This window comes from Streptomyces sp. NBC_00670 (assembly GCF_036226765.1).
Lineage (GTDB): Bacteria > Actinomycetota > Actinomycetes > Streptomycetales > Streptomycetaceae > Streptomyces.
Genome location: NZ_CP109017.1, coordinates 215,850 through 241,193 on the forward strand (window position 1 = coordinate 215,850; position 25,344 = coordinate 241,193).

Genomic DNA, 25,344 nt, shown 5'->3' on the forward strand with positions numbered 1-25,344 from the left:
CCCCGTCCGGTCGGCCCGGCCGGCACCCCGTCCGCCACACCCACTGCCGTCCGCGAGAACCAGTCCCAAGGAGCACACCGTGTCGGCCACCGTCCCCGTCCTCAGGATCAGCGACGACGACCTGGAGGCTCTCCGCGCCTGGCTACGGGCCACCCGCTGGGCCGAGCCCTGGCCCGTGGCCGGCTGGGAGGCGGGTACCGACGCGGCCGAACTCCGCCGCCTCGTCACGTACTGGGCCTCGGACTACGACTGGCGGGCTCACGAAGCCTCCGTCAACGCGCTGCCGTCCCACTTCGCCGACCTCGACGGCACACCGGTGCACTACCTCCGCTACGACGGCGAGCATCCCGACGCCCTGCCGATCGTGCTCACCCACGGCTGGCCGAGCACCGTCCTGGAGCTCACGGCCCTCGCCGAACGACTGGCCGCACCCTCCCGCCACGGAGGCGACGCCCAGGACGCGTTCACCGTGATCGTCCCTTCCCTGCCCGGCTTCGCCTTCTCCCCCCAGCGGCCCGCCCTCACCGGCACCGAGCAGACGCACGACCTCTGGCACCGGCTGATGCACGACCATCTCGGCTTCCGGCACTACGCGGCCCACGGCGGAGACCTCGGCGCCGGCATCACCTCACGGCTCGCCGAAGCGCACCCCGGCTCCGTCGTCGGCATCCACCTGCTCGCCGCCGCGGCCCCCGCCGACCACGACCCGGCCTCGCTGACGCCCGAGGAGCAGCGGCACCTCACGTCCACCGCGGCCTGGCAGGCGGAGGAGGGCGGCTACCTGCACCAGCAGAGCACCCGCCCCCTCACCCTCGCCCCCGCGCTGAACGACTCACCCGCCGGACTGCTCTCCTGGCTCCTGGAGAAGTACCGCGCGTGGAGCGACTGCGGAGGGGACCTGTCCACCCGCTTCAGCGATGACTTCCTCCTCACCCAGGTGTCCCTCTACTGGTTCACCGGCACGATCTCCACGTCCTTCCGGCCGTACTACGAGTACGCGCACCACCTCACCCGGCGGGTCCGGCGGGTGGACGTCCCCACCGCCCTCGCCCTGTTCCCCGCGGACCTCTCCCAACCGCCACGGAGCTGGGCCGAGCGCACCCACCACCTCACGCGCTACACGCACATGCCACGCGGCGGCCACTTCGCCGCCCACGAGGAACCCGCCCTGCTCGCCGACGACATCACCGCGTTCTTCCGCGCACTCCGGCCCGCCTGACACCACCCGGCCCGCCTGCGGCGCACCGGGAAGAGGAATATCCGCCATGCCGTCCTGTTCGTCGTGGCGCGACCGGCGGGCTCCGGGAACCGCGGGACGCTCCGCCGGTCCACCGGGCCGAGGACGCACGGGGGTCACTCGGCGGTGAGCCGTACCGTCCCTGTCGTGGGGGCGGCACGGCGGGTGTGTCCGCTCACGCCGGGTCCTTGGTGGGCCGGGGCCAGGCGGCTTCGCGCAGCAGGCGCAGGCCGTTGAGGCCGACGACGACGGTGGAGCCCTCGTGGCCCGCGACACCGAGCGGGAGGGGAAGCGTGCCGATCAGGTCCCAGGCGACCAGAACGGTGAGGAACACTCCGGCGATGGCCAGGTTCTGGGTGACGAGGCGGCGGGCGGCGCGCGAGAGCCGCACGACGGCGGGGACGGCGGCGAGTTCGTCGCGGACCACGATGGCGTCGGCGGTGTCCAGCGCGAGGTCGGAGCCCACCCGTCCCATGGCGATCCCGGAGTGCGCGGCGGCCAGGGCGGGGGCGTCGTTGACACCGTCGCCGACCACCAGCACCTTGTGGCCGGCCCGCTCCATCTCGCGGACCACGCTCACCTTGTCCTGCGGGAGCAGGTCGGCGCGGACCTCGGTGAGGCCGGCCTCGGCGGCGAGCAGGGCCGCCGCACGGAGGTTGTCACCGGTGACCAGGAGGGGGGCGGTCACCGTGAGTCCGCCCAGCGCGGCGACCACCGTACCGGCCTCCTCGCGCAGCCGGTCGGCGACGCCGAGCACACCGACCGGCCTGCCGTCGACAGTGACCAGGACGGCGGTGCGGCCCTTCTCCTCCAGGCTCACCGCCGCGGCGGCGCAGGGGTGGCCGAGGAGGGTGCCGAGGAGACGGGCAGGGCTGCCGACCGCCACCGTGCGGCCCTCCACCTTCGCGCTGACCCCGGTGCCGGGCGTGGACAGGAAACCCTCTGCCGGCGGGAGGCCGAGGCCCTTGGCGCGGGCGGCGTCCACGAGCGCGCGGGCCAGTGGGTGCTCGCTGGGATGTTCGGCCGCCGCAGCCAGCCGCAGCAATTCGTCCTCGCTCAGCCCGGAGGCGGTCGCCGGACGGACATCGGTCACGCGCGGGGTGCCTTCGGTGAGGGTGCCGGTCTTGTCCAGGGCGACGGCATCGATCTGCCCGAGGCGCTCCATGACCACGGCGGACTTCACCAGGACACCGTGACGGCCGGCGTTGGCGATCGCGGACAGCAGCGGCGGCATGGTGGACAGCACCACTGCGCACGGTGAGGCCACGATCATGAAGGTCATCGCCCGCAGCAGCGCCGAATCGAGTGTGTCACCGAAGGTCAGGGGGACGCCGAAAACTGCCAGGGTCACGACGACCATGCCGACCGAGTAGCGCTGCTCGATCCTCTCGATGAACAACTGCGTGGGGGCTTTGGTCCCGGAGGCATCCGCGACCATCTTCACGATCCGGGCGATCACCGAGTCCGACGGGTCGCGATCGACCCGTACGCGCAGGGCTCCGGCACCGTTCACCGTGCCGGCGAACACCTCGTCCCCCACCTGTTTCGCGACCGGCAGCGGCTCGCCGGTGATGGTGGCCTGGTCCACGTCACTGGCCCCGTCCACCACCCGGCCGTCGGCGCCGATCCGCTCCCCCGGCCGGACCAGGACCGTGTCCCCGACCGCGAGGGTCCCGGTGTCCACCGACTCCTCGGTGCCGTCGGGCAGCAGCCGGACGGCGGTGGCCGGAGCGAGGTCGAGCAGACCGCGCACGGAGTCCGCGGTCCGCGCGGTGGCGACGGCCTCCAGGGCGCCGGAGGTGGCGAAGATGACGATCAGCAGGGCGCCGTCGAGGACCTGACCGATCGCGGCGGCCCCGAGCGCGGCCACCACCATCAGCAGGTCCACGTCCAGTGTCCTGTCCTTGAGGGCCTTCAGCCCTGCCCACCCCGGCTCCCAGCCACCCGTGACGTAGGTGGCGGCGAAGAGCGCCGCTCCCAGCAGTCCGGGGCCGTGCAGCAGGTGGACGGGCAGGGCGAGCAGGAACAGCACCAGTGCCGCGAGTGCCCACCGGGTCTCCGGCAGGGACAGCAGACGGGTGCGGCGCGGGGGCGGGGCCGGGCGCGGTCCGTCGGCGGGCGGTGCGGACCGCTGGTCCAGGACAGAAGACATGACACGACGACCCTTCACGGTCGGGACGAGGCAGCGGTCCCACCGTACAGGAACATATGAACAGTCGTTCAAGTGTCGTCGGTATGATGGGACGCATGGGCCATGGACGCGACACCCCCGGCAGCGCCGGCACCCGCCAACGTCTCGACGCGGTGGGCACCGCCGATGTCGCCGCCACCCTCCAGGCCCTCGCCACCCCCTCCCGGCTCTACATCCTGGCCCGCCTTCAGGAAGGACCCTGCTCGGTCGGCGAGCTCGCCGAGGCCGTCGGCATGGAGAACTCGGCGTGCTCCCACCAGCTCCGCCTGCTGCGCAACCTCGGTCTGGTCACCGGCGAACGTCAGGGCCGCAGCATCGTGTACTCCCTCTACGACAACCACGTCTCCGAACTCCTCGACCAGGCCCTCTACCACGTCGAGCACCTGCGTCTGGGCCTGCACGACGTTCCGGCCCGCGAGCCCGCCCCGGCCGCCACCGACCGCTGAGCGGGACGGCCGCGCGCGCATTCGTCCGCCTCGTTCCCGGAGTGCGGCGAGGACGAGGGGCGGCGCGCAGCCCGGCGTTCCCTTCTGCCGACGGGCGGGGCACTGCCGCTCAGTCCCGCGCCGATGAGTTCCGGTGAGCCGGGCGGTCCAAGCCTGCACACCCGACAGCGGGAGGATCCCGTGGACAAGACGTCCTCGCACCCGACGGCCCACCTCGCCCGGCGTATGTTCGAGCTCTTGGAGCCGATCTGCCTGGTCACCTACCTCGCCGACGAGTGCAACGAGGAACTGGCCGCACTTGGACACCGCACCTACTGGGACGGCTACTTCGCCGCCCGGGCCGCACCACTGGGGCGGGTGCCGGCCCACGTCGTGCACGCGGCCTTCTACAACTTCGCCGACGGGGAAGCCGCACGGCACATCCCCAGCGCCTGGGAGACCATCCCGCCCGAGGCCTCCGTCGCCGCGCGGCAGCGGGGCAGCGCGGCCTCCCTGCGGCGCATCCTCGGCGAGGAACTGGCCGATTCCCCGGGCCTGGTGCGCGCCGCGGACCTGACCACCAAGGCCGCGACGAGCGCACCGACCGAAGGCCGCGCGATGTACGCCGGCATGCGCGGTCTCGAGGTACCCGGCGACCCCGTCGCCCGACTGTGGCATTCCGCGACGATGCTCCGCGAGCACCGCGGCGACGGACACATCGCCGCACTCCTCGTCGCGCACATCGGCGGCACCGAGGCCCACGTGCTCTCCGCCCTGGACCAGGGCATCGATCCCCCGGAGTCGTTCGGACGCATCCACCACCTGCCGAAGGAGCGGCTGGCCGCGGTCATGGACGGCTTGCGCACACGCGGGCTCGTCGACGCCGACGGCCACTTCACCGACGCCGGCCGCGCGGCCAAACAACGCATCGAAACCCTCACCGACGAACTCGCCGCCCCGCCCTACGACGCCCTGTCCCCCGCCCAACGCGACGAACTGATCATCCAACTCGAACCCATCACCGCGACCCTGGTGGCCACAGGCTCCCGGTGATACCCAGGAATCGGTACGGACCTTGTCGGCGCGGCAGTGGGGCGCATCGCCAAGGCGGACCCCTTGCCCGCGGCCACCCGCCGGGTCGTCGACGTCGACGGCCAGCGGTGGAACGATGCGACGCCGTGTACCGGCTGGACGATTGGCCGTCAGCGGGGGGCCGGGGCGAAGACGTCGGGGCTCCAGGCGCCCGCGGTGCGCTGTAGCAGGACCCTGCTGCCGGACAGGAGGAGAGGGTCTTGCCCGTCCCGGCCAGCGCGCGCGTCAGTTCGCGCACGGTGGAGGTCTCCTGCTCGGGCGTCGTCTGGGCGGCATAGAGGACGGCGTCGGCCGCCCGCGCCGCGGCGAGCACGGCGGGACGTCCGGTGTCCAGGTCCGCTCGCACCGCGGTGATGCCCTGTCCCCGCAGTCGGGCGGCGGCGTCCTGGCTGCGGGCCGGGCCGGAGACGGTGTGCCCGCTCGCCCCCAGGTGCCGGGCGACGGCACCGCCGACGGACCCGGTGGCTCCGATGACGAAGAGGCGCATGCCGAAAGCGCCCCCTTCAGGCGGGCAGGGCGCTGCGTTCGCCGCCGTCCGCGAACAGTACGGCGCCGTTGAGGTAGGAGCTGGCGGGGCCGGCCAGGAAGGAGACGATCTCGGCGATCTCATCGGGGGCACCGGCGCGCCCGCGGGCGTTGGTCCGGTCGGGCATCGCGATGTGTTCTCCGAGCATCGCCCGGGTGCCCTCGGTGTGGACCGGGCCCGGGGAGACGGTGTTGACCCGTACACCCGCGGGGCCGTACTCGGTGGTCCAAGTAGCGGGTCGGGATCTCCACGCCGGCCTTGGAGGCGCCGTACGCGGCGCCGACGGGGGCCGGCATGCGGGCCGCGCTGGAGCCGACGAGCACGATCACCCCGTCGCCGCGTTCGGTCATCCCGGGTGCCAGCGCGCCGACCAGCAGGAACGGGGCGCGGGTGTTGACCGCGACGTGCCGGTCGCCGGTGGAGCGGGCGCTGTGGCCGCGCTGCACCGACCAGCCCGACGGCGCCTGGGAAGAAGCCGCCCCGAGCCGAGAGGGCCGCCGACCTCACTCTGGACGGCGACCTCGGCTGGGCGATCCGTCTGGTGTCCTCGGCGTTCGCGCGGGTCGCGACCGACTCCGTGGCCGGACTGCCCGGCGGGGTCCGCGGCTACCTCGTCCTGGTCGCGCTGGCCGGCGCGGTCGAGCCGCCCTCACAACTCGCCCTGGCCAAGGAGGTCAGCCTGGACCGCACCGTGACGACCTACCTCCTGGACGACCTCGAAGCGCACCGGCTGGTGACCCGTCAGCCCGACCCGCGCGACCGCCGTGTGCGCCAGGTCCTCCTCACCGACACCGGCCGCGCACGCCTCGCCGAGGTCCGCACCACCCTCGGTTCCGCGGAGGCGCGCCTGCTCGCGGACCTCGGCCCCGAAGAGGCCCGGCAGCTGCGGGACCTGCTCTCGCGCGTCGCGCGGACCGCTCAGCGAGACGCACTCGCGGCCGCCGAACAGGACTGCTGAAGAGTCACGTACACGTTCCCCCGGAAAAGGGCCGGGCCGGACGTCCGTGGTCACACCTCAGCGTCGGGAACCGCGAACCGAACCGTCAGGGGATGGTGACCGAGGATCGTGATGCCCTTGATCGGGCGCCCTCCTGCACCGGTGAGACGCACGACCGTCGCCGCGACGCACGGGGGCGCTCCACAGCGGGGCGGGTAGGCGCACCAGCACGGAGAACATGGTCGGCCGGCTCTTCGGTTCGTCCTGGTTCGGCCACCCGTCACCGCTCCGGTACGGAGGCCGCGGGACGGTGGGCGCAGGCGAGCAGTTGCCTGGTGACGGGGTGTTCCGGGGTCGCCAGCACCCGCTCGACCGGGCCGGACTCGACCATCCGTCCCGCGTCGAGCACGACGACGTGCTCCGCGTGGCGGGCGGCGGCCGCGAGGTCGTGCGTCACCATCACCACCGTCAGTCCCAGCTCCCGCCGCAGTGAGTCCAGCAGCGCGAGGACCGCGTCCGCCGTCTCACCGTCCAGCGCGGAGGTGATCTCGTCGCAGACCAGGACCCGTGGCCGGGCGGCCAGTGTCCGTGCCAGCGCGACCCGTTGGCGCTGGCCTCCCGACAACTCCCCCGGCCGACGTGGCATGACGTCCGGGTCCAGCCCGACCAGGCCGAGCAGTCGTACGGCCTCGTGCGTCGGATCCCGGTCCGGCCGGCGTCCCACTCCCGCGAGGGGCCGCAGGAGTGACGTACGCACGGATTCGCGCGGGTTGAGGGCACCGCGCGCGTCCTGCGCGACGAGTTGCACCGGAGCGCCGCCCCCGTGCCTCGCGCCGTGCTCCCGCCACTCGACGCTGCCCCGTACGGGCCGGTGGAGCCCGGCGAGGCACCGGGCCAGGGTGGTCTTCCCGGACCCCGAGGGGCCGACCACGGCGGTGCAGCCGCCCGCCGGGACGGTGAGGGAGAAGTCACTCAGGACGACGTCGCGGCCGTGCCGGGCATCGAGCCCACGGACGGACAGTTCCCCCCTGGGCAACTCCCCCCTGGGCAGTTCTCCGGCCGCGGGCCGTCCGGCAAGGGATCGTCCGGCGGCGGCACCGGTGGCGCCGCCGTACGGTGGCACCGCCATGGGCGAGGCTGTCGGCGCAGCACCCTCCACGATCCGGCCCGCCTCCAGACGGATCACGTCGTCCGTCACGGATGCGAGCCAGCCCGGGTCGTGGCTGATCAGGAGTGCGGAGCGGTCGCCGTCGGCAAGGATCTCGGCCAGCAGCGTCCGCATCCGGGCCGCCAGCACCGTGTCGAGGCCGCTGGTGGGCTCGTCCAGGACCAGCAGGCGCGGCGATCCCGCCAACGCGAGGGCCAGCGCGACGCGTTGGGCCTGGCCGCCCGAGAGCTCGCCCGGCAGCCGCCGTCGGAACGCCCGGTCGGCCGGCAGCCGCACGGACAGCAGCAGCTCCCCCACCCGCGCCCGGACGTCTTCCCTCCGTCCGGCGGACGTGCGCAGGCGCACCGCCTCGGCGAGCTGCGTGCCGATCCGGAGCGCGGGATTGAGCGCCGAGGCAGGGTCCTGGCCCAGGTAGGACACCACCCTGCCCCGCAGTCGGCGCGCCCCCGCGCGGTCGAAGGGGTCGAGGCCCGCCACCCGGACGGCGCCGGCACGGACCTCCAGCCCCGGACGCACGTGTCCCAGCAGGCCGTACGCCAGGCTGCTCTTGCCGGAGCCGGACCTGCCCACCACCCCCACCACCTGTCCGCGCCGCACCCGCAGCCGCGCGTCCGCCAGGACGGGCGGGCCGCCCCCGAGTGGACCGAGCGTCAGCCCGGCGACCTCGGCGACCGGATCCGTCGCGGTGGGCGCCTCGTGCGCCCGGCCGGTCATGCGGTCCCCCGTCCCACCACGTCCGCCAGCAGTCCGGCGCAGACGGACAGCAGTACCAGCGGGAGGACCGGGGCGAGGAACGGCAGGACGGCGAGCGTCGCCCCGGGGGCGTTCTCGCTCACCATGCGCCCCCAGTCCGGCGTCCCGCCGCCCCGGCCCAGCCCGAGGAAGCCCGCGGTGGCGGTGAGGTGGAGGGAGGCGACCAGGCGCAGCGCGCAATCCGTGAGGGCCGGCCCGGCGATGTTGGGCAGGACGTCGTGGCGCAGCACGGCCCGCCGGGTGTCGCCCCGGGCCCGGGCGGCCTCGACGTAGCCGCTGGTCAGGACGGTGTCCGCGGCGGCGCGGAGCACGCGGGTGGAGAACGGGGCGGTGGCCAGGGCCACGGCGGCCACGACGGCCGTGGTGCTGCCGGGGAAGCCGACGGCGAGGACGAGGACGACGAGGAACGGCGGGAGCACGGCGAGGGCGTCCACGCAGCGGACCAGCAGGTCGCCGAGCCGGCGAGAGGCCATGGCCGCCAGGACGCCGGCGGTCAGCCCGACGGCACCGGCGGCCGCCGTGCCCGCGAGCGCGGTGAGCACCAGGGTGCGTCCGCCGGCGAGCACCCGGCTCGCCACGTCCCGGCCGAGGACGTCGGTGCCGAGGAGGAAGTCCGCGTCCGGCCGCTGGAAGGGCGCGCCCAGCCGCGCGGTGGGGCTGTGCGGCACGGCGAGCGGACCCAGCAGGGCGGGCAGGACGACCACGAGCGTGCCCGTGCCGAGGAGCACCAGCGGCAGCCGGCCGCGCGGTGCGCGGCGGCCGGCCGGACGGGCCCGCCGCGTCGGCGTGGAACCGGACGTCATCGGCCGTTCGCCTCCCGCCTGCCGAGCAGCCGTGCGCAGAGGTCGCCCAGGAGGAGCACGGCGAGCATCACGGCGACGAGGGCGGTGGCGATGCCCTGCACCATCGGCACGTCCCGGGCGGCGACGGCCAGTTGCAGTTCCCGGCCGATGCCCGGGTAGTCGAAGACGTTCTCCACCACCACCGAGGAGCCGACCAGCGCCCCCGTGGTGAGGGTGAGCGCCTGCACGGCGGGCCCGGCGGCGTTGGGCAGCAGGTGACGCACCGCCAGCCGCACCCCGCGCACTCCGCTCAGCCGCGCGGCCTCGCAGTACGGTGCGGCCGCGGCGTCCGCGACGCAGACGCGCAGCAGTCGGGTGGCGACGGCGAGCCCGACCGGGCCGAGCGTGAGGACGGGCAGGACCAGGGCGTGCGGCGCGTCGAGCGGGGTGCCGCCCAGGGGGACGACGGAGACCCGCGGAAGGACTCCCAGCCATACCGCCAGTACCGCGGTGAGCAGTGCGGCGACGACGAACTCGGGGACGGCCGCGAGGACTTGGGCGCCGGTGGAGACCAGGCGGTCGGCGGTGCCGCCGGCGCGCAGCCCGGTCCACAGGCCGAGCAGCAGGGCGAGCGGCGCGGTGACCGCGAGGGTCAGCCCGGCGAGCAGCAGGCTGTTGGGCAGGCGGGTGGCCAGGACCTCGGTGACCGGGCGCTCCCCCACGAACCCGCGGCCCAGATCGCCCCGGAGGGCCCCGGCCGCCCAGGACGCGTACCGCTCGGCGGCGGGCCGGTCGAGACCGAGTTCCGCGCGGACCCGGGCGCGCTGTCCGGTGGAGGCGTCCACACCGGCGACCGCGCTGACGGCGTCTCCCGGGAGGACGGCCGTGGCCGCGAAGACCGCGGCCGACAGCAGTACCAGCAGGGCGGCCGCCCCGGCGAGGCGGCGGCCGGCGAACGCGAGGACGTTCACGCGAGGGACGCCCGCGAGAAGCCGGGGAACTGTTCGAAGAGGTCGTCGCGTATCCCGGCGACCCCCTTGGCCTGGGCGTTCAGGTTCGGCTTGAAGACCGGCAGCACCTGGTTGCCCTTCTCCCAGCGGGTGCGCTGGGCCCGGGTGCCGAGCCGCTTCGCCTCGGCCGGGTCGCTCTCGGCGCGGGCCTTGGCCACGAGGGCGTCGGTCGCGGACTCCTTCCAGCCGAACGCCGAGGGCGAGCCGCCCGCGGTGCTCATCTGGTACGTCGACAGCGCGGGGATGGGCATCTGGTACGAGCCCGCCAGCGGCAGCGCCGCGTACGTGGCGAAGTCGGCGTAGAGCTGCCCGGCGGGCAGTTCGCGGAGTGACGCCTGGACGCCGGCCTTCTTCAGGTCCTCCACGTAGAGGGTGGCCATCTCCACCATGCCCGGCGTCTCGGGACCGGTCGTCAGCCGGACCTTCATGCCGTCGGCGCCGGCCTCCTTGAGGAGCCGGCGGGCCCGCCCGGGGTCGTGGGCGCGCCGGGGGATGCCGTCGGCGTAGTCGGGGAAGCCCATGGACGGCAGGTCGTTGCCGATCTCGGCGTTGCCGTGGAACACCGTCTTCACCATGGCTTCCCGGTCGACCGCGAGCTTGAAGGCCTCCCGCACCCGCGGGTCGTCGAACGGTTTCACGCCCATGTTCATCTGAAAGGAGAGCCCGATCAGGTAGGGGCTCTTCGTGGGGACGAGTTCGACCTTTCCGTTGTCGGCGAGGGTGCGCGCCGTGACGGGCGAGAGGTCGTGGGCGAAGTCGACCTCACCGCCGGTGAGCGCTCCGGCCCGGGCGGTCGAGTCGGCGATCGATCGCAGCTCCAGACCGTCCAGATGGGGTACGTGGCCGTAGTGGTCGTCGTAGCGCGTGAACGCCGCACCCTGGCCGGGCGTGAATTCGGTGAGCCGGAAGGGGCCGCAACTGGGCATGCCCGTACGGAACTTCTTCGTGCCGTCCTTGACGACGAGGAAGTTGCCCTGGCAGAGGATCAGGCGGCCGTCCGCGATGGGCCGCAGGGTGGGCAGGACGACCTTCAGGTCACCCTCGGCCCTGGCGTGGGCGAGGTCGAAGTTGGCGGCGGCCAGCCGGTACACGGGCAGGGTGCTCTTGGCCGCGAGGGCGCCGAGCGAGTGCAGGATGTCGGCGGCGGTCAGCTCGGAGCCGTCGGTGAAGCGGACGCCGGGGCGCACGTGCAGCGTGTAGGCCGACAGGTCGTCGGAGATGTCGATGCCCTTGAGCACGCCGTAGCGCACCCCGTCGGGGGCGGTGGGATCGAGGTTGCCCAGGGTGCCGTGCCAGGCCCGGGCGCGCACCAGGTCCAGTGCGGAGGGGCCGTTGAAGAAGTCGAGGGTTTCGGAGGCGCCGCCCCCGACGAACGCGGCGCGCAGGGTGCCGCCCGAGCGGGGCGAGGAGCCCGCGGCCCCGCGGCCGTTGGCGGGCTCGTCGGTGGAGCACGCCGCCAGCAGGCCGGGCCCCGCGGCCAGGGCCAGCGCTCCCGCTGCGCCACGGCGCAGGAGGGCCCGGCGGTCGAAGTGTCTGGACATGCTTCTCCTTGACGTTCTGCTGGGTGGGGCGACGTTCCGCCGAGTTGAACGGAGTTGACCCGGGCGCCGGGGGAACCGCGGCGCAGGCGGCTGACAGTGCGGCGGTTCGGACGGCACGGACAGTAATCGATAACGACAACCATATTCAATAGCACCCCGGGTGCCCACTCAGCGCTGGTCATGGAAATCATGTTCAACTACCCTGACGCGACAGCAGATCCCACACTGCGGGAGGCAGACATCGTGCATGGCTCGTCGGCCGGGGAGCAGCGGCCGGACTGGCGTTCCACGCGGCAGCGGAACGCCGTACTGCGCGTACTGCGCGACGCCCCCGACTTCGTCTCCGCCCGGGTGCTGCACGAGGTGCTGACGGCCGGAGGAACCGCGATCGGCCTCACCACGGTCTACCGGACCCTCGCGACGCTCGAGCGTGACGGACACGTCGACGTCGTCCGGGACAGGGCCGGCGAGCGCCTCTACCGCCCCCGCCCCGCCGACGGGCACCGGCACTATCTGGTCTGCCGTCACTGCGGTCTGAGCCGGGCCGTGGAGTCGGAGGACGTCGAGCGCTGGGCGGATGCCGTGGCGGCGGACACCGGTTTCGCCGACGTCGAGCACACCGTGGAACTCACCGGCGTCTGCGCGCACTGCCAGCAGAAGTCAACAATTGGCAACGATTTTCATATCAACCCACCGCGCGCTTGGTTCTGACATTCGTTTTCATCTAGCGTGGCCGCGACATCACCACCCCCGTCGTCGTGGAGGAACCATGCTCATGTCCCCGACCCGCCGCGTGGCAGCGCTGCTGTCCTGCGCCGGACTGGCCGCCCTGCTCGCCGGCTGCGGCAGTTCGTCGGACTCCAAGGACGACGACAACGCCTCGGCGAGCCCGGCCTCCGGATCCGCCGTCCCGGTCGTCGCCTCCACCAACGTCTACGGCGACATCGCCGAGCAGATAGGCGGCGACCGGGTCGCCGTCACCTCGATCATCAGCGACCCCGATCAGGACCCGCACTCCTACGAGGCCAACACCCGCAACCAGCTCGCGCTGTCCAAGGCCAAGGTCGTCGTCGAGAACGGCGGCGGCTACGACGACTTCATCGACCGCATGCTCAAGAGCAGCGACAACTCCTCCGCCGAGCTGATCAACGCGGTGAAGGTGTCCGGCAGGACCGCGCCGAAGGGCGGCGAGCTCAACGAGCACATCTGGTACGACTTCCCCGGTGTCGCCAAGGTCGCCGACCGGATCGCCGCCGCCCTCGGCAAGGCCGACCCGGCGAACGCCGAGACCTTCACCAAGAACGCCGAGACGTTCAAGGGGAAGCTGACACCGCTACAGACCAAGGAAGCGGACATCAAGAAGAAGCACGGCGGCGAGGCCATCGGCATCACCGAGCCCGTACCGCTGTACCTGACCGAGGCGAGCGGCCTGGTGAACAGGACGCCCGAGGACTTCAGCGAGGCGATCGAGGAGGGCGACGACGTCTCCGCCAAGGTGCTGCAGGAGACCTTGGCGCTGTACAGCGACAAGCAGGTCAAGGCCCTCGTCTACAACGAGCAGACCTCCGGACCGCAGACCGAGAAGGTCGAGGACGCGGCGAAGAAGGCCGCCATCCCTGTCGTCCCCGTCACCGAGACCCTGCCCGAGGGCAAGGACTATCTCGGCTGGATGACGGACAACGTCGACGCGCTCGCGAGCGCACTGGACAAGTGAGGCGGCCGGACGTGGCCTCCGTACCGCACGCCCGCGAGGGCGACGCCGGCACCGGGGCGGGCGGTGCCGACGACGGCACCGCCCCGGTGATCGCCCTGCGCGGCGCGGCGCTGTCCTACGGCACGCGCACGGTGTGGCGGGGACTCGAACTCGACGTACGCCCGGGCGAGTTCGTCGCCGTCCTCGGACCGAACGGATCGGGCAAGACCAGCCTCGTCAAGGCCCTGCTCGGCCGGGAACAGCTTTCCGCGGGCACGCTGACGGTCCTGGGACGCCCGCCCCGTGCGGCGAGCCGGCATGTCGGCTATGTGCCGCAACAGGCCACGCTCTCCACACAGGCGATGCTGCGCGCCCGTGACCTGGTGCGCTTCGGGATCGACGGACACCGTTTCGGACCCGGACTGGGCAAGCGGGCCGTACGCGCCCGGGTGGACGAGATCCTGCGGGAGGTCGGAGCCGCGTCCTACGCCGACGTCCCCCTGGGCCTGCTGTCCGGTGGTGAGCGGCAACGCGTGCGCATCGGGCAGGCGTTGGCCACCGACCCCCGGATCCTGCTGTGCGACGAGCCGCTGCTCTCCCTCGACCTGAACCACCAACGGGCCGTGACGGAACTGATCGACGCCCGGCGCCGGTGCCACGACACCGCGGTGGTCTTCGTCACCCATGAGATCAACCCGGTGCTCACCCTGGTGGACCGGGTCCTCTACCTGGCGCCGAACGGCCACCGCGTCGGCACCCCGGACGCGGTGCTGACCTCGAAGTCCCTGTCGCGGCTCTACGGCACCCGGGTCGACGTGGTCCGCGTCCACGGCCGAGTCGTGGTCGTCGGCGCTCCGGACGGCCCGGGCGCCCCGGAGGGCACGCCCCACCACCCGCAGGAGCTCCACGAAAGGGACGGAGTGCGCCCATGACACTCGCCGACGGCATCTGGCAGCAGATCTTCGCCTACGACGACTACGGCGACCTTCTCCTCCTGGTCCGCAACTCCCTGGTCGCGGGCGCCGCGCTCGGGCTCATCGGCGGCCTGGCCGGGGTGTTCGTCGTCATGCGCGACCTGCCCTTCGCGGTGCACGGGATCAGTGAGCTGTCCTTCGCGGGGGCGTCGGCGGCCCTGCTGATGGGGATGAACGTCGTGGCGGGTTCGATCATCGGCTCGCTGGTCGCGGCCGGCGTGATCGGTGTGCTGGGCGCGCGGGCGCGGGACCGCAACTCGGCCATCGGCATCATCATGCCGTTCGGCCTGGGCCTCGGGGTGCTCTTCCTCGCCCTCTACAAGGGCCGGGCCGCGAACAAGTTCGGCCTGCTCACCGGGCAGATCGTCGCGGTGGACACACCACAGATGACATGGCTGCTCGTCACCTCCGCCGTGGTCCTGGTAGCGCTGGCGGTCATGTGGCGGCCACTGAGCTTCGCGAGCGCGGACCCCGATGTCGCCGAGGCCCGCGGGGTGCCGGTACAGGGGCTGTCCTTCGCGTTCATGCTCGTGCTGGGCCTCGCCGTCGCCCTGTCGGTGCAGGTCGTCGGGGCACTGCTGGTCCTCACCCTGGTGGTGACCCCGGCGGCGGCCGCCGCCCGCGTCACGGCGTCGCCGGTACTGCTGCCCGTGCTCAGCGTGGTCTTCGCGATCGTCTCGATCGAGGGCGGCATTCTGCTCGCACTGGGCAGCACCATCCCCATCAGCCCCTACGTCACGACGATCTCGTTCGCCCTCTACGCCGTCTGCCGACTCGTGGGCGCCCGCAGGAGGCGGCGATGGGGGTCCCGGCGGGCGGCGACGGCACCCGAACCCGCGTTCTGACAGGTCGCTTCGGCCGAGAACTGGGCGGGCCCACAGGTGGGCCCCCTACGGTGGACCCGTTATCGGGGGCGTACGACGTGAGCGAGTGGTGTGAGCGAGCAGGAAGACATGGGGAGCCGGTACGGGCCCTCCGACGTGGTGTGGCTCGCCGTCCGGACGCTCGTCGGGATGGCGGTCGGCGGTGCCGCGCTCCTCACCGTCGTCCTGGTCGCGCAGTTCCTCGGCCCGCTGGTCGTGCTCGAGGTCTACACCCCGCCGGTCGCCGCCTGGTGGACGGTGTTCACGGCGGTCGTGGTCCAGGGCGTGCCCTTCCTGCTGCTCGGCACGCTCGTCTCGGCGGCCATCGGTGCCTTCGTGCCCGAGCGTGTGTTCAGCCGGCTGCTGCCGCGCAACCCCGCGCTCGCCGTGCCCGTCGCGGGGGCGGCCGGGGTCGTGCTGCCGGGCTGCGAGTGCGCGTCCGTGCCCGTGGCGGGGAGTCTGATGCGGCGCGGGGTGGCGCCGGCCGCCGCGCTGGCGTTCCTGCTGTCCGCCCCCGCGATCAACCCCGTCGTCCTCGTCGCCACCTCCCTGGCCTTCCCGGGGCAGCCGCTGATGGTGGCGGCCCGGTTCGCCGCCTCGCTCCTCACGGCCGTCGTCATGGGCTGGCTGTGGGCCCGCTTCGGGCGCGAGGAGTGGCTGCGGCTGCCGACGGCACGCCCGGCCGGGGCGGACGGCTCGCGCGGGCACGCCTTCGCGGCCGGGTTGCAGCACGACTTCCTGCACGCCGGCGGCTTCCTCGTCCTGGGCTCGGCGGCGGCCGCGACCTTCAACATGGCGGTGCCGCGCTCGCTTCTGGACGTGTTCACCGGCTCCGCCTGGCTGGCGGTGCCACTGCTGGCACTGCTCGCCGTGGTGCTGTGCGTGTGCAGTGAGGCCGACGCGTTCGTGGCCGCGTCGCTGAGCGGGTTCCCGCCGACCGCGCGGCTGGCGTTCATGGTGGTCGGGCCGATGGTCGACCTGAAGCTGGTCGCGCTCCAGGCCGGCACCTTCGGCCGGGGGTTCGCCGTCCGGTTCTCGTCGGTCACCTGGGTGGTCGCGCTGGTGAGCAGTGTGCTCGTGGGGTGGTGGCTGCTGTGAGGCGGTACGGGCCGGCCGTGCTGTTGCTGCTGGTGGGCGCCGCGGTGCTGCGGATCTCCCTGTTCAGCACCCTGTATCTGCGGTACGTACAGGCGGGACTGCGGCCGTACCTCGTCGCGTCCGGAGTGCTGCTGGTGCTGCTGGCACTCGTGGGAATCTCCCGATCGGCGCGGGCGGGTGCCGTGCCCGCGAACGGAGGTGCACACGTGCACGAGCACGGGAGCGCGCACGGGCACGCGCACTCCGCGGCCGGACCGCGTCTCGCCTGGCTGCTCGCACCTCCCGCGCTCGCCCTGCTCCTCTTCCCGCCGCCCGCGCTCGGCTCCTACAGCGCGGCCCGCGAGGACGCCCAGCGCGCGGCCCGGGGTGTCGGCACGTTCCCGGCGCTGCCCGCGGGCGAGCCGGTGGACCTGAGTGTCGCGGCCTTCACCTCCCGCGCGGTCTACGACAGCGGGCACTCACTGCGCGGCCGCACGGTCCGCCTGACCGGCTTCGTCACCCGCGGCGAGGGCGGCACCTGGTACGTGACCCGGCTCCTGGTCTCCTGCTGCGCGGCCGACGCCACCACGAGCAAGGTGGAGATCCGCGGCGCACGGGCACCGCGGACGGACACCTGGGTGACGGTGACGGGGATCTGGCGACCGAAGGGCGCGCTGGGCTCGTCGGCCGCCTGGCCCCCGCTGCTGGACGCCGCGACGGTCAAGCACGTCGCTCAGCCGTCGGACCCGTACGAGAAGCGCTGACGGCACGCTCGCCACCGCGTTCCCGCCGCCCGCGGACCGGAGGCCCCGGCTGAGCGAACGCGTTCGTTACGATCGCCGTCATGACTGCGAGACGAGAGCCGATCAGCCGCCGGGAGCGTCCGGCGAAGCCCGCCCTGTCGCGGCCCGCGATCGTGGACGCCGCCGTGCGGATCATGCGGGCGGAGGGGCTCCACAAGGTCACCATGCGCCGGCTGGCGCAGGAGCTGGACACCGGTCCGGCCTCGCTGTACGTCTACGTCGCCAACACCGCCGAGCTGCACGCGGCCGTGCTGGACGCCCTGCTCGGCGAGGTCGACCTGACCGGACGGGAGGGCGGTGACGACTGGCGCGAGCAGCTCCGCGCGGTCATGACGTCGTACACCCTGGTGCTGTTCGCGCAGCCGCAGCTCGCCCGGTCCGCGCTCATCGCCCGGCCGAGCGGCGAGAACTATCTGCGCCTCGTGGAGCGCATCCTCGACCTTCTCTCGCGCAGCGGTGCCGCCCGCGCCCAGGTCGCCTGGGGGGTGGACGTACTGCTCCAGGCCGCGACGGCCGGCGCCGCCGAGCACGGGGCGCACGAGGACGACCCCGCCTTCGAGGAGGACTGGAACGCGACCGTGCGCGCGTTCCGTGCCGCGGGCGAGGCCACGTATCCGTCGATCGCCGCGCACATGCCCGCGCTGATCGACGGCCCCGCGCAGGACCGGATGCGCTGGAGCTTCGACGTCCTCGTCAACGGCATCACGCACACGCCGGTGCCGGGCGCGGAGGGCTGAACCCGGGCGCCCCTCCCTCCAGAGGTCCGCCCGGGATCGGCGATAGCCATGACGAACTTGTTCGTCACGAACATGTTCGTTACGCTCGAAGGGAGCCGGAGCCCACGGGCACTCCCCCGGCGTTTCCCCCTTCCCGTCCGGAGGTTCCGATGAGCACCCCGCACTTCCCCGTCGCGATCATCGGCGGCGGCCTCGGCGGCCTGACCGCCGCCCGCGTCCTGCACGTCCACGGCATCGAGTCGGCGATCTTCGAACTGGAGGCGTCGGCCGCGGCCCGTACGCAGGGCGGCATGCTCGACATCCACGCGGAGAACGGGCAGAAGGCGCTGCACGCGGCCGGTCTGTACGACGGTTTCCGCGCGCTCGTCCACGAGGGCGGTCAGGCCATGCGGCTGCTCGGCCCCGACGGCACGGTGCACGTGGCGGCGGAGGACGACGAGTCCGGCGACCGTCCGGAGGTGGACCGCGGCGACCTGCGCGATCTGCTGCTCGGCTCGCTGCCCGAGGGCACCGTCCACTGGGGCCGCAAGGTCACCGCGGCCCGGCCGCTGGGCGGCGGGCGCCACGAGGTGACGTTCGCCGACGGCTCGGCCCTCACCACCGACCTCCTGATCGGCGCGGACGGCGCCTGGTCCCGGATCCGGCCGCTCCTCTCGGACGCCCGGCCCGCCTACACCGGCATCTCCTTCGTCGAGACCGACCTGTTCGAGGCCGACACCCGGCATCCGCGCGGCGCCGACATCGTCGGCGGCGGGTTCTTCTTCGCCCTGGGAGACGCGCGCGGTCTCCTCGCGCACCGGGAGACCGACGGCAGCCTCCACGTCTACGCGGCACTCAGGGCCGACGAAGGCTGGCTGGACACGGTCGACTTCGCCGACCCGGCCGCCGCCAAGGCCGCCGTCCTCACCCACTTCGAGGGCTGGGACGAGGGGCTGCGCGGCCTGGTCGCCGACGCGGACACGATCACCCCGCGCCGTATCCACGCCCTGCCCGCCGGGCACCGCTGGCAGCGCGTCCCGGGCGTGACGCTGCTCGGCGACGCCGCCCACCTGATGTCGCCGTTCGCGGGCGAGGGCGCCAACCTCGCCCTGTTCGACGGCGCCGAACTCGCCCTGGCCCTCGCCGCCCGCCCCGGCGACACCGAGGCCGCCCTGACCGCGTACGAGGAGGCGATGTTCCCGCGCAGCGAGGCGTCCGCCGCCGAGTCCGCCGCGAGCCTGGAGATGATGTTCGGCGAGCGGAGCCTGGAGCGGATGGCCGAGTTCTTCACGTCGGCGGCGTCCTGAAGGATCCGGGTACGGTCACGGCGGCGCGGCGTAGCAGTGCACGGTCACCGGCTGCGACGGGCCCCATCGTTGCTCGACGGTGGCCAGCAGCTCCCAGCCCAGCCGTGTGTACAGGGCCACCGCGGCGGTGTCGGAGGCCACGACGTCCAGCACCGGGTGCAGGCCACGGCGGCGCGCCTCCCGCACGGCCCGGCCGAGGAGCAGTGCGCCGATGCCGTGTCCCCTGGCCCAGGGGGCGACGAAGAGCCGGCCGACCACTGCCGTCCGGGCCTCGTCCGTGCCGTTCCGCCCGCTCCACAGACCGGGAGCCAGGTCCCCCGCACCGCTCCGGGACAGGCCGACATGGCCGGCGAGGCGCCCGTCGCGTTCGGCGACCCAGGCACCCAGCGGGGCGGTGCCCGCCAGCCAGGCGGCGGGCTTCTCGGGCCAGTTCACCGGATAGCCGTCGGAATGATGGACGCGCTCCAGCACCCGTACGCATGTCTCGACGTCGTCCTCGGTCCGCATCCGCAGCCGGACCCCCGCCTCGTTCGCCTCGTTCACCGCGCCATGGAAACACGGGGGACCGGGGCTCAGCCCTTCACCACCAGGTGGTCCCACACCGTGGAGACGTCGCCGGCGTCGGAGATCACGCCGATGTGGCCGTCGGGCCGGATCAGTACAAGGGTGCGGTCGGTCGCGGCGTACGCGTCGGCGAGACGGCCCTTGGTGTCGGCGACGTCGTCGGGGCCGGCCGGGTCCTCGACGACGTGCAGGGTCCTGAGCTCGTACGGGAGGGCCGCCGTGGCGGGGCCGTCCGGTGAAGTCCCGGGCGCCGGGCCCGTGCCGAAGTCCAGCAGGGTGAAATGGCCGCCGCGGGTGAGGTCGAACAGCCGGCGTTCGCCGTCCGTCGTCGTCAGTCCGGTCGCGTCGGGGGCGCGGTCGCCGGCGCGGAGCGGGGCGGCCCCGTCGCGGTCGTCGTGTGCGAGGGCGGAGCCGCGGTAGCCCACGGCGAGCTGTGTCGTGCGCGCGTCGCGGCGGGTGGGCAGGTCCTTCTGCTCGATCGCCTGCCTGAGGCGGTCGTTCGAGAGCGCGAGGACGCCGGCGGCGACCGGCCGTCGCTCGGCCTCGTAGGTGTCGAGCAGCGCCGCCGGGGCGCCCTTCGCGACCGCCGCGAGCTTCCAGCCGAGGTTGTGCGCGTCCTGGATGCCGGTGTTCATGCCCTGGCCGCCGGCGGGCGAGTGGATGTGCGCCGCGTCGCCGGCGAGGAGGACGCGGCCCTGCCGGTAACGGTCGGCGAGGCGGATGTTGGCGCGCCAAAGCGAGGACCACTCCGGCTCGTGGAGACGGATGTCGGTGCGGCCGCTGCGCCGCTCCAGGATCGCCTGGAGGTGGGCGAGGCCCAGCCCCGGGTCCTCTCCCGGCGCGAGGGCGGCCTGGTACTGGAAGACGCCGGTCGAGGGCAGCGGGCAGAGGCCGAGGAGGCCCTCCTCGTGCCGCCAGGTGTGCCAGGCGTCGCGGTCGAGGCCGTCGGCCGCGACGTCGGCGACGATCATCCGCACCTCCTCACGGGTCTCGCCCACGAAGGGGATGCCGGCCTGTTTGCGGACGGTGCTGTGGCCGCCGTCGCAGCCGACCAGCCAGTGCGCGGTGACCGTCTCGGTCTCGCCGCCCCTGGCCAGCACCGCCGTGACGCCCGTGTCCGACTGGTCGAAGCCGGTGAGTGCGGTGCCGAACTCGACGGCGCCGCCGAGTTCGGCCAGCCGCAGGCGGAGCGTCTCCTCGATGCGCCACTGGGGCGTGATCAGGGTCGTCGGGTAGGGGATGTCGGAGCGGGCCTCCGGGGTGCCGCCGCCGGCCACCGTCACCCGGCCGTCGGGGGCCGTCGAGCGGAACGGCATGCCCGTACGGCCGCGCGCGAGCACGCGGTCGACGATGCCGAGGTCGTCGAACACCTCGAGGGAACGCGGCTGGATGCCCTTGCCGCGGGATTCGCGCTGCGGGCCGGGGGATGCCTCGATCAGCCGGAACGGGACGCCGCGGCGGGCGAGTTCGCAGGCCAGCGTCAGGCCCGTCGGGCCCGCGCCGACGATCAGCGCCTCCGGCGCGCCGCGCCCCCGCGCCGGCGGTGTCGTGCTCGTCGTCCCGGTCATCTCGCCTCCGCGTGCCACGCTCGTAAGGAAGGAATTGCTTTCTAAGCAGCCTAGGGGCAGGCGGCGACGATTGCCAAGACAGGAGAGCCTTTCTATCGTTGGACCATGAGCACAGAGGCGTCCGCACCCGTCCGCCGCCGCCGGCACGGCAAGCAGCTGGAGGCCGCGCTGCTCGCCGCCGCGTGGGAGGAGCTGGTCGAGACGGGGTACGCCCGGCTGACGATGGAGTCCATCGCCGTCCGCGCGCGTACCAGCGAGGCCGTGCTCTACCGGCGCTGGGCCAACAAGGACCAGCTCGTACTGGCCGCGATGGAGCACTACCGCGAGACCCATCCGGTCGCGGTCCCCGACACCGGCGAGCTGCGCGGCGACCTGCTCGCGTATCTGACGGGCCTCGGCGAGGCACGCGCCGCCTTCTTCGCCGTCGCCGCGGCCACCGCCTTCTCGGGGCTGCTGACCGACACCGGTCTCACCGTGGCGCAGGCCCGCGAAAAGGTCACGGGAAGCCAGTCGCTGCCGACCGTCCGGGTCCTCTACCAACGCGCTCACGACCGCGGGGAGATCGACCTCGCACGCGTCCCCGCGGCCGTGCTCGCCATGCCGTTCGACCTGGTACGGCACGATCTTCTGATGCACGCCCGGCCGCCGGAGCCCGCCCGCGTCGAGGCCATCGTCGACGACGTCTTCCTGCCCCTCGTCCGCGGCGGGCGGACGCCTCCTCCCCCGGCTCCCCGGCGCCGGGGCTGACCGTCAGGCGGCCGAGCGCTCGTCGAGCGGGCGGCGGCGCAGGCGGGGGGTGCCCAGCGCGGGCGGGTCGTACGCCTGGTCGAGGGTGCCGACGTCGGTGCCGGGCGGGACGATCTCGTCGATGCGGTCGAGGACGTCGTCGCCGAGGGTGACGTCCAGCCCGGCGAGGAGGTCGTCGAGGTGGGCCATGGTGCGGGGGCCGATGAGGGCGCTGGTGACGCCGGGGTGGGCGAGGGTGAAGGCCAGGGCGAGGTGGGTCATCGGCAGGCCCGCCTCCTCGGCGACCGGCAGCAGCCGTTCGACGACGTCGATGCGGCGCTCGTCGTTGAGGTGGCTGAACAGGTGGGCGCGGCGCAGGTCGTTGGGCCGGCCCTTGCGGACGCGGCCGGTGAGCATCCCCTGGCCGAACGGCCCCCACACCAGGGTGCCCATTCCGAAGCGTTCCGCCAGGGGCAGCACCTCGCGCTCGACGCCCCGGTTGAGGATCGAGTACGGCGGCTGTTCGGTGCGGAAGCGCATCAGGCCGCGGCGTTCGGCGGTCCACTGGGCGGCGACGATGTCCGAGGGCGGGGTGTTCGAGGCCCCGAAGGCGCGTATCTTCCCGGCGCGGACCAGGTCGGTGAGGACCGCGAGGGTCTCCTCGACGTCCGTGTCCGGGTCGGGCCGGTGGATCTGGTAGAGGTCGATGCGGTCGGTGTCCAGGCGGCGCAGCGAGTTCTCGACGGCGGTGGTGATCCAACGGCGGGAGGTGCCCTGCTGGTTGGGGTCGCCGCCCATGGGCCGGCCGGCCTTGGTGGCGAGGACGACGTCGTCACGGCGGCCCTTGAGCGCCTTGCCGACGACCTCTTCCGCGTCGCCGTAGGCGTCGGCGGTGTCGATGACGTTGATGCCCGCGTCGAGGGCCTTGTGAATGATGCGCACGGAGTCCGCGGGGTCGGGGTTGCCGATCCGGGTGGCGAACATCAGCGTGCCCAGGGCGTAGGGGCTGACCTTGATCCCGGTCCGGCCGAGGGGGCGGTATCGCATGGTGTGACTCCCGGTGGGTGTCGGAAACGCCGCACGGCGGTGCCCGGGCATGGGCAGGCACGCACGGCGAAGCGGAAAAGCTTTCCGTTTCGACTATACGGAAAGCTTTTCCGCTTCGCTATCGGGAGCCCCGGCGCGGTGTCTTCGCGCGGACCGGGTGCACAGTCACCGCCGCGTGGCGTCACCCTCCTGTCCCAGCGCGTAGAGGTGCGGGAGGTTGACCACGATCGCCTCCTGGGTGCTGCGGGCGATGACGACCACGGCTTCCTCCGTGGGGTCGGGGTTCTCCTCGCGGTGCGGGACGAACGGCGGGACGAAGATGTAGTCCCCGGGCGCGGTGCGCAGCCGCACCTCTTCCGGCCGCGGGCCGGAGTCGTCGACGAAGACGAACTCGGGGTGACCGCTGACGATGTGGATGGCGGTCTCGGACTCGCCGTGATGGTGATCGGAGGAGGAGGTCGAGGGGGCGACATGGGTCTGGCCCATCCACAGCTTCTCGGAGCCGACCGTCTTCCCGCTGATGGCGGCGAACCTGCGCATGCCCGAGGTCTGGGCGGTCCCGCCGTCGAGGGCGTCGGCGCGGACGTGGTGAAGTCGCGTGCGCAGGGGGGCCGGTGGCTCTCCCGCCGCGTCACCGAGGTGGGGGTGGAAACCTTCGCCGGGGGTGGTCAACGGCTCGCTCATGGCTTGGACGCTAGGGCTGTCCGAAAAAGGATGTCAAGAGGTGTCCATTACGTTTCACCTGCGGCAATGTTCCCGCAATAAAGCAGTGGAGGCCTCAGTAGCCCCCGTGCCGGCCGCCTCGTCGGGCATCATGAGCGCATGCATATCTCCGCGAAGGCGGACTACGCCACGCGGGCCCTGCTGGAGCTCGCCCGCGAACCTTCCCGCCCCCTGACGTGCGAGGCCATCGCCTCCTCGCAGCAGATCCCGTTCCGCTTCCTGAAGTCCGTCGTGGGCGAGTTGCGCAGGGCCGGTCTGGTCCGCAGCCAGCGCGGCTGCGAGGGCGGGTACTGGCTCGGCCGGCCCGCCGGCGACATCACGCTCCTCGACGTCACGCACGCCGTGGACGGGGAGTTGCTCACCCTCCGGGGCGAGCCGCTGACCGGGCTCGACTACCCGGGACCCGCCGCCGGGCTGCCCGGGGTGTGGCGCCGGATCGAGGACGAGGCCGCCGCCCTGCTGCGCGCCACGACGCTCACCTCGCTGCTGCCCGAAAGCGGCGGCGCCACCGAGAAGGGAGCCGCATGACCGAAGCGGCGGGCCGCGCACCGGCCGAGGGGAGGGGCCGCGCGCCGGCCGAGGGCGCGGGCCGTACACCGGCCGATGCGGTGAGCCGTACGACACCGGCCGAGACGGTCGAAGTCGTCGAGTACACCGACCCGTTGTGTCCGTGGGCCTGGGGTTCGGAGCCCGTGCTGCGCAGGCTGCGCGCGGCACTCGACGGCCGGGTCCGCTGGCGTCGCGTGTACTGCATCCTGTTCGACCACGACGACGACCCCGCCCCCGACCCGGCCGCGGAGACCCGCTGGTACGCGCGCTACGTCGAGGACATCGCCCGGCACACCCACGCGCCCCGGCCGTTCCGGCTGCGCCGGGTGGCGGCGAGCTCCTGGCCCGCCTCGCTCGTCGCCAAGGCGGCCGAGGCGCAGGGCCACGAGGTCGCCGACCGGGTGCTGCGGCGGCTGCGCGAGACCGTCTTCGTCCTCGGCGAGCCCGCCGACTCCCCCGCCCTGGCCCTCGCGGCGGTGCGGGGCGTGCCGGGCCTGGACCCGGAGCGGCTCGCCGCCGACGCGGCCTCCGACGCCGTACGGGACGGGGTGCGCGCCGACCACGCGGAGGCCCGCCGGCCGGTACCCCAGGTACTGTCCGCCGACGGCGGCTCCCCGCACCCCGGCGCCGCCAAGGAGACCCCGGACGGCGGGCACCGCTACGCGCTGCCCACACTGCTCGTCCGTTCCGCGGGCACCCTGCGAGCGGTGCCCGGTTGGCGGCCGTACGAGGAGTACGCCCGCGCCGTCGAGGCAGTGCGGCCGGGGCTCCCGGCGGACCCCGCGCCCCTGCCGGCCGAAGCCGCCCTCGCCCGGTACCGCAGTCTGACCGGACCGGAGCGCGCGCTGCTGACGAGCGGGGCGTGGCCGCCTGCGGGGGCCGTGCGGATCGACACCGCCGGGGGACCGCTGTGGCTCCATCCGGACGAGGCGGCGACCCACCAGGCCACCCACCCGGCCACCCGCCCCGCTCCCCCGCCGGGCCCCTGACCAGCCTGTCGGCCCCCGGCGGCGGCCCGTCCCGCCCAATGAGACACCTTTTAGTGTCCATTGACAGCCGGTCACGGCTCACC

At 73.5% G+C, this 25,344-nt stretch carries 27 protein-coding genes; 15 read left to right on the top strand and 12 right to left on the bottom strand.

Annotated elements, in window-relative coordinates; all coding sequences use genetic code 11:
• Positions 1-79 precede the first annotated feature (79 nt).
• A complete protein-coding gene (locus OIE12_RS00910; RefSeq protein ID WP_329130623.1) occupies positions 80-1,219 on the top strand; it encodes an epoxide hydrolase family protein in 1,140 nt (379 codons plus the stop codon).
• Between the two features lie 193 nt (positions 1,220-1,412).
• On the opposite strand, the gene OIE12_RS00915 is transcribed toward OIE12_RS00910, so the two are convergent.
• Positions 1,413-3,389: a heavy metal translocating P-type ATPase gene (locus OIE12_RS00915; RefSeq protein ID WP_329130625.1), complete on the bottom strand. Its 1,977-nt coding sequence runs from the start codon at positions 3,387-3,389 to the stop codon at positions 1,413-1,415.
• Positions 3,390-3,484: 95 nt separating this feature from the next.
• Between OIE12_RS00915 and OIE12_RS00920 the strand changes: the two genes are divergently transcribed.
• Together OIE12_RS00920 and OIE12_RS00925 are read left to right on the top strand one after the other, a co-directional pair.
• Complete coding sequence (locus OIE12_RS00920; protein ID WP_329130628.1) at positions 3,485-3,874, top strand: ArsR/SmtB family transcription factor; 390 nt, start codon at positions 3,485-3,487, stop codon at positions 3,872-3,874.
• Positions 3,875-4,054: 180 nt separating this feature from the next.
• The gene (locus OIE12_RS00925; RefSeq protein ID WP_329130630.1) at positions 4,055-4,906 is read left to right on the top strand and encodes an SCO6745 family protein; all 852 of its coding nucleotides are present in this window, start codon (positions 4,055-4,057) and stop codon (positions 4,904-4,906) included.
• On the opposite strand, the gene OIE12_RS00930 is transcribed toward OIE12_RS00925, so the two are convergent.
• Genes OIE12_RS00930 through OIE12_RS00940 form a run of 3 tightly spaced genes read right to left on the bottom strand, consistent with a single transcriptional unit; the run spans position 4,872 to position 5,917 of the window.
• Complete coding sequence (locus OIE12_RS00930) at positions 4,872-5,432, bottom strand: NAD(P)H-binding protein (RefSeq protein WP_329130632.1); 561 nt, start codon at positions 5,430-5,432, stop codon at positions 4,872-4,874. The two genes, OIE12_RS00925 and OIE12_RS00930, sit on opposite strands and share 35 nt — an antisense overlap.
• Before the next feature lie 16 nt (positions 5,433-5,448).
• Entirely contained in the window at positions 5,449-5,619 is a 171-nt protein-coding gene (locus OIE12_RS00935) for an SDR family oxidoreductase (RefSeq protein WP_443053730.1), read from the bottom strand.
• A complete protein-coding gene (locus OIE12_RS00940; protein ID WP_329130634.1) occupies positions 5,552-5,917 on the bottom strand; it encodes an SDR family oxidoreductase in 366 nt (121 codons plus the stop codon). The genes OIE12_RS00935 and OIE12_RS00940 overlap by 68 nt, the downstream gene beginning before the upstream one ends.
• 95 nt (positions 5,918-6,012) lie before the next feature.
• On the opposite strand from OIE12_RS00940, the gene OIE12_RS00945 reads away from it, so the two are divergent.
• Positions 6,013-6,429 carry a MarR family winged helix-turn-helix transcriptional regulator gene (locus tag OIE12_RS00945; protein WP_329130636.1) on the top strand — a complete coding sequence of 139 codons (417 nt, stop codon included), beginning with the start codon at positions 6,013-6,015 and terminating at the stop codon, positions 6,427-6,429.
• 259 nt (positions 6,430-6,688) lie between these two features.
• On the opposite strand, the gene OIE12_RS00950 is transcribed toward OIE12_RS00945, so the two are convergent.
• The 4 genes from OIE12_RS00950 to OIE12_RS00965 are packed head-to-tail and all read right to left on the bottom strand — an operon-like array spanning position 6,689 to position 11,662.
• On the bottom strand, positions 6,689-8,290 hold the full coding sequence (locus OIE12_RS00950; RefSeq protein WP_329130638.1) for an ABC transporter ATP-binding protein: 1,602 nt from the start codon (positions 8,288-8,290) through the stop codon (positions 6,689-6,691).
• Complete coding sequence (locus OIE12_RS00955) at positions 8,287-9,132, bottom strand: ABC transporter permease (RefSeq protein WP_329130640.1); 846 nt, start codon at positions 9,130-9,132, stop codon at positions 8,287-8,289. The genes OIE12_RS00950 and OIE12_RS00955 overlap by 4 nt, the downstream gene beginning before the upstream one ends.
• A complete protein-coding gene (locus OIE12_RS00960) occupies positions 9,129-10,082 on the bottom strand; it encodes an ABC transporter permease (protein ID WP_329130642.1) in 954 nt (317 codons plus the stop codon). The genes OIE12_RS00955 and OIE12_RS00960 overlap by 4 nt, the downstream gene beginning before the upstream one ends.
• On the bottom strand, positions 10,079-11,662 hold the full coding sequence (locus OIE12_RS00965; RefSeq protein ID WP_329130644.1) for an ABC transporter substrate-binding protein: 1,584 nt from the start codon (positions 11,660-11,662) through the stop codon (positions 10,079-10,081). Before OIE12_RS00965 ends, OIE12_RS00960 begins: the two co-directional genes overlap by 4 nt.
• Positions 11,663-11,851: 189 nt before the next feature.
• Here OIE12_RS00965 and OIE12_RS00970 point away from each other — a divergent pair, with 189 nt between their 5' ends.
• The 8 genes from OIE12_RS00970 (at position 11,852) to OIE12_RS01005 (ending at position 19,095) form a co-directional block, all read left to right on the top strand.
• A complete protein-coding gene (locus tag OIE12_RS00970; RefSeq protein ID WP_443053731.1) occupies positions 11,852-12,373 on the top strand; it encodes a Fur family transcriptional regulator in 522 nt (173 codons plus the stop codon).
• Positions 12,374-12,431: 58 nt separating this feature from the next.
• Positions 12,432-13,376 (top strand): metal ABC transporter solute-binding protein, Zn/Mn family, encoded by a 945-nt coding sequence (locus OIE12_RS00975; protein ID WP_329130648.1) that lies wholly within the window; start codon positions 12,432-12,434, stop codon positions 13,374-13,376.
• 11 nt (positions 13,377-13,387) lie between these two features.
• Positions 13,388-14,287 (top strand): metal ABC transporter ATP-binding protein, encoded by a 900-nt coding sequence (locus OIE12_RS00980; RefSeq protein ID WP_443053732.1) that lies wholly within the window; start codon positions 13,388-13,390, stop codon positions 14,285-14,287.
• Positions 14,284-15,174, top strand: coding sequence for a metal ABC transporter permease (locus OIE12_RS00985; protein ID WP_329130650.1), 891 nt, complete (start codon positions 14,284-14,286; stop codon positions 15,172-15,174). Before OIE12_RS00980 ends, OIE12_RS00985 begins: the two co-directional genes overlap by 4 nt.
• Before the next feature lie 108 nt (positions 15,175-15,282).
• Entirely contained in the window at positions 15,283-16,290 is a 1,008-nt protein-coding gene (locus tag OIE12_RS00990) for a permease (RefSeq protein WP_329141690.1), read from the top strand.
• Entirely contained in the window at positions 16,287-17,033 is a 747-nt protein-coding gene (locus OIE12_RS00995) for a TIGR03943 family putative permease subunit (RefSeq protein ID WP_329130652.1), read from the top strand. The genes OIE12_RS00990 and OIE12_RS00995 overlap by 4 nt, the downstream gene beginning before the upstream one ends.
• Before the next feature lie 80 nt (positions 17,034-17,113).
• Positions 17,114-17,809, top strand: coding sequence for a TetR/AcrR family transcriptional regulator (locus OIE12_RS01000; protein ID WP_329130654.1), 696 nt, complete (start codon positions 17,114-17,116; stop codon positions 17,807-17,809).
• A gap of 149 nt (positions 17,810-17,958) precedes the next feature.
• Positions 17,959-19,095, top strand: a complete 1,137-nt coding sequence (locus tag OIE12_RS01005) for an FAD-dependent oxidoreductase (RefSeq protein WP_329130656.1) — start codon at positions 17,959-17,961, stop codon at positions 19,093-19,095.
• Between the two features lie 15 nt (positions 19,096-19,110).
• Here the strand turns inward: OIE12_RS01005 and OIE12_RS01010 are convergent, their stop codons facing one another.
• Together OIE12_RS01010 and OIE12_RS01015 are read right to left on the bottom strand one after the other, a co-directional pair.
• Positions 19,111-19,602, bottom strand: coding sequence for a GNAT family N-acetyltransferase (locus tag OIE12_RS01010; protein ID WP_329141691.1), 492 nt, complete (start codon positions 19,600-19,602; stop codon positions 19,111-19,113).
• A gap of 65 nt (positions 19,603-19,667) precedes the next feature.
• On the bottom strand, positions 19,668-21,227 hold the full coding sequence (locus OIE12_RS01015) for an FAD-dependent oxidoreductase (protein WP_329130658.1): 1,560 nt from the start codon (positions 21,225-21,227) through the stop codon (positions 19,668-19,670).
• Positions 21,228-21,332: 105 nt separating this feature from the next.
• Here OIE12_RS01015 and OIE12_RS01020 point away from each other — a divergent pair, with 105 nt between their 5' ends.
• Complete coding sequence (locus OIE12_RS01020; protein ID WP_329130660.1) at positions 21,333-21,974, top strand: TetR/AcrR family transcriptional regulator; 642 nt, start codon at positions 21,333-21,335, stop codon at positions 21,972-21,974.
• Positions 21,975-21,977: 3 nt separating this feature from the next.
• On the opposite strand, the gene OIE12_RS01025 is transcribed toward OIE12_RS01020, so the two are convergent.
• Entirely contained in the window at positions 21,978-23,000 is a 1,023-nt protein-coding gene (locus OIE12_RS01025) for an aldo/keto reductase (protein ID WP_329130662.1), read from the bottom strand.
• A 165-nt stretch (positions 23,001-23,165) separates the two neighbouring features.
• Positions 23,166-23,684, bottom strand: coding sequence for a cupin domain-containing protein (locus tag OIE12_RS01030; RefSeq protein ID WP_329130663.1), 519 nt, complete (start codon positions 23,682-23,684; stop codon positions 23,166-23,168).
• Positions 23,685-23,822: 138 nt separating this feature from the next.
• Here OIE12_RS01030 and OIE12_RS01035 point away from each other — a divergent pair, with 138 nt between their 5' ends.
• A complete protein-coding gene (locus OIE12_RS01035) occupies positions 23,823-24,251 on the top strand; it encodes an RrF2 family transcriptional regulator (RefSeq protein WP_329130664.1) in 429 nt (142 codons plus the stop codon).
• Positions 24,248-25,261, top strand: coding sequence for a DsbA family oxidoreductase (locus tag OIE12_RS01040; protein ID WP_329130666.1), 1,014 nt, complete (start codon positions 24,248-24,250; stop codon positions 25,259-25,261). Before OIE12_RS01035 ends, OIE12_RS01040 begins: the two co-directional genes overlap by 4 nt.
• Positions 25,262-25,344: the final 83 nt, after the last annotated feature.

Coding starts and splice junctions, on each gene's coding strand:
- OIE12_RS00915 (WP_329130625.1), bottom strand. CDS start 3,389: ATGTCTTCTGTCCTGGACCAGCGGTCCGCACCGCCCGCCGACGGACCG.
- OIE12_RS00920 (WP_329130628.1), top strand. CDS start 3,485: ATGGGCCATGGACGCGACACCCCCGGCAGCGCCGGCACCCGCCAACGT.
- OIE12_RS00930 (WP_329130632.1), bottom strand. CDS start 5,432: ATGCGCCTCTTCGTCATCGGAGCCACCGGGTCCGTCGGCGGTGCCGTC.
- OIE12_RS00935 (WP_443053730.1), bottom strand. CDS start 5,619: ATGCTCGGAGAACACATCGCGATGCCCGACCGGACCAACGCCCGCGGG.
- OIE12_RS00950 (WP_329130638.1), bottom strand. CDS start 8,290: ATGACCGGCCGGGCGCACGAGGCGCCCACCGCGACGGATCCGGTCGCC.
- OIE12_RS00955 (WP_329130640.1), bottom strand. CDS start 9,132: ATGACGTCCGGTTCCACGCCGACGCGGCGGGCCCGTCCGGCCGGCCGC.
- OIE12_RS00965 (WP_329130644.1), bottom strand. CDS start 11,662: ATGTCCAGACACTTCGACCGCCGGGCCCTCCTGCGCCGTGGCGCAGCG.
- OIE12_RS00970 (WP_443053731.1), top strand. CDS start 11,852: ATGTTCAACTACCCTGACGCGACAGCAGATCCCACACTGCGGGAGGCA.
- OIE12_RS00975 (WP_329130648.1), top strand. CDS start 12,432: ATGCTCATGTCCCCGACCCGCCGCGTGGCAGCGCTGCTGTCCTGCGCC.
- OIE12_RS00985 (WP_329130650.1), top strand. CDS start 14,284: ATGACACTCGCCGACGGCATCTGGCAGCAGATCTTCGCCTACGACGAC.
- OIE12_RS00990 (WP_329141690.1), top strand. CDS start 15,283: ATGGGGAGCCGGTACGGGCCCTCCGACGTGGTGTGGCTCGCCGTCCGG.
- OIE12_RS01000 (WP_329130654.1), top strand. CDS start 17,114: ATGACTGCGAGACGAGAGCCGATCAGCCGCCGGGAGCGTCCGGCGAAG.
- OIE12_RS01005 (WP_329130656.1), top strand. CDS start 17,959: ATGAGCACCCCGCACTTCCCCGTCGCGATCATCGGCGGCGGCCTCGGC.
- OIE12_RS01010 (WP_329141691.1), bottom strand. CDS start 19,602: ATGCGGACCGAGGACGACGTCGAGACATGCGTACGGGTGCTGGAGCGC.
- OIE12_RS01015 (WP_329130658.1), bottom strand. CDS start 21,227: ATGACCGGGACGACGAGCACGACACCGCCGGCGCGGGGGCGCGGCGCG.
- OIE12_RS01020 (WP_329130660.1), top strand. CDS start 21,333: ATGAGCACAGAGGCGTCCGCACCCGTCCGCCGCCGCCGGCACGGCAAG.
- OIE12_RS01025 (WP_329130662.1), bottom strand. CDS start 23,000: ATGCGATACCGCCCCCTCGGCCGGACCGGGATCAAGGTCAGCCCCTAC.
- OIE12_RS01030 (WP_329130663.1), bottom strand. CDS start 23,684: ATGAGCGAGCCGTTGACCACCCCCGGCGAAGGTTTCCACCCCCACCTC.
- OIE12_RS01035 (WP_329130664.1), top strand. CDS start 23,823: ATGCATATCTCCGCGAAGGCGGACTACGCCACGCGGGCCCTGCTGGAG.
- OIE12_RS01040 (WP_329130666.1), top strand. CDS start 24,248: ATGACCGAAGCGGCGGGCCGCGCACCGGCCGAGGGGAGGGGCCGCGCG.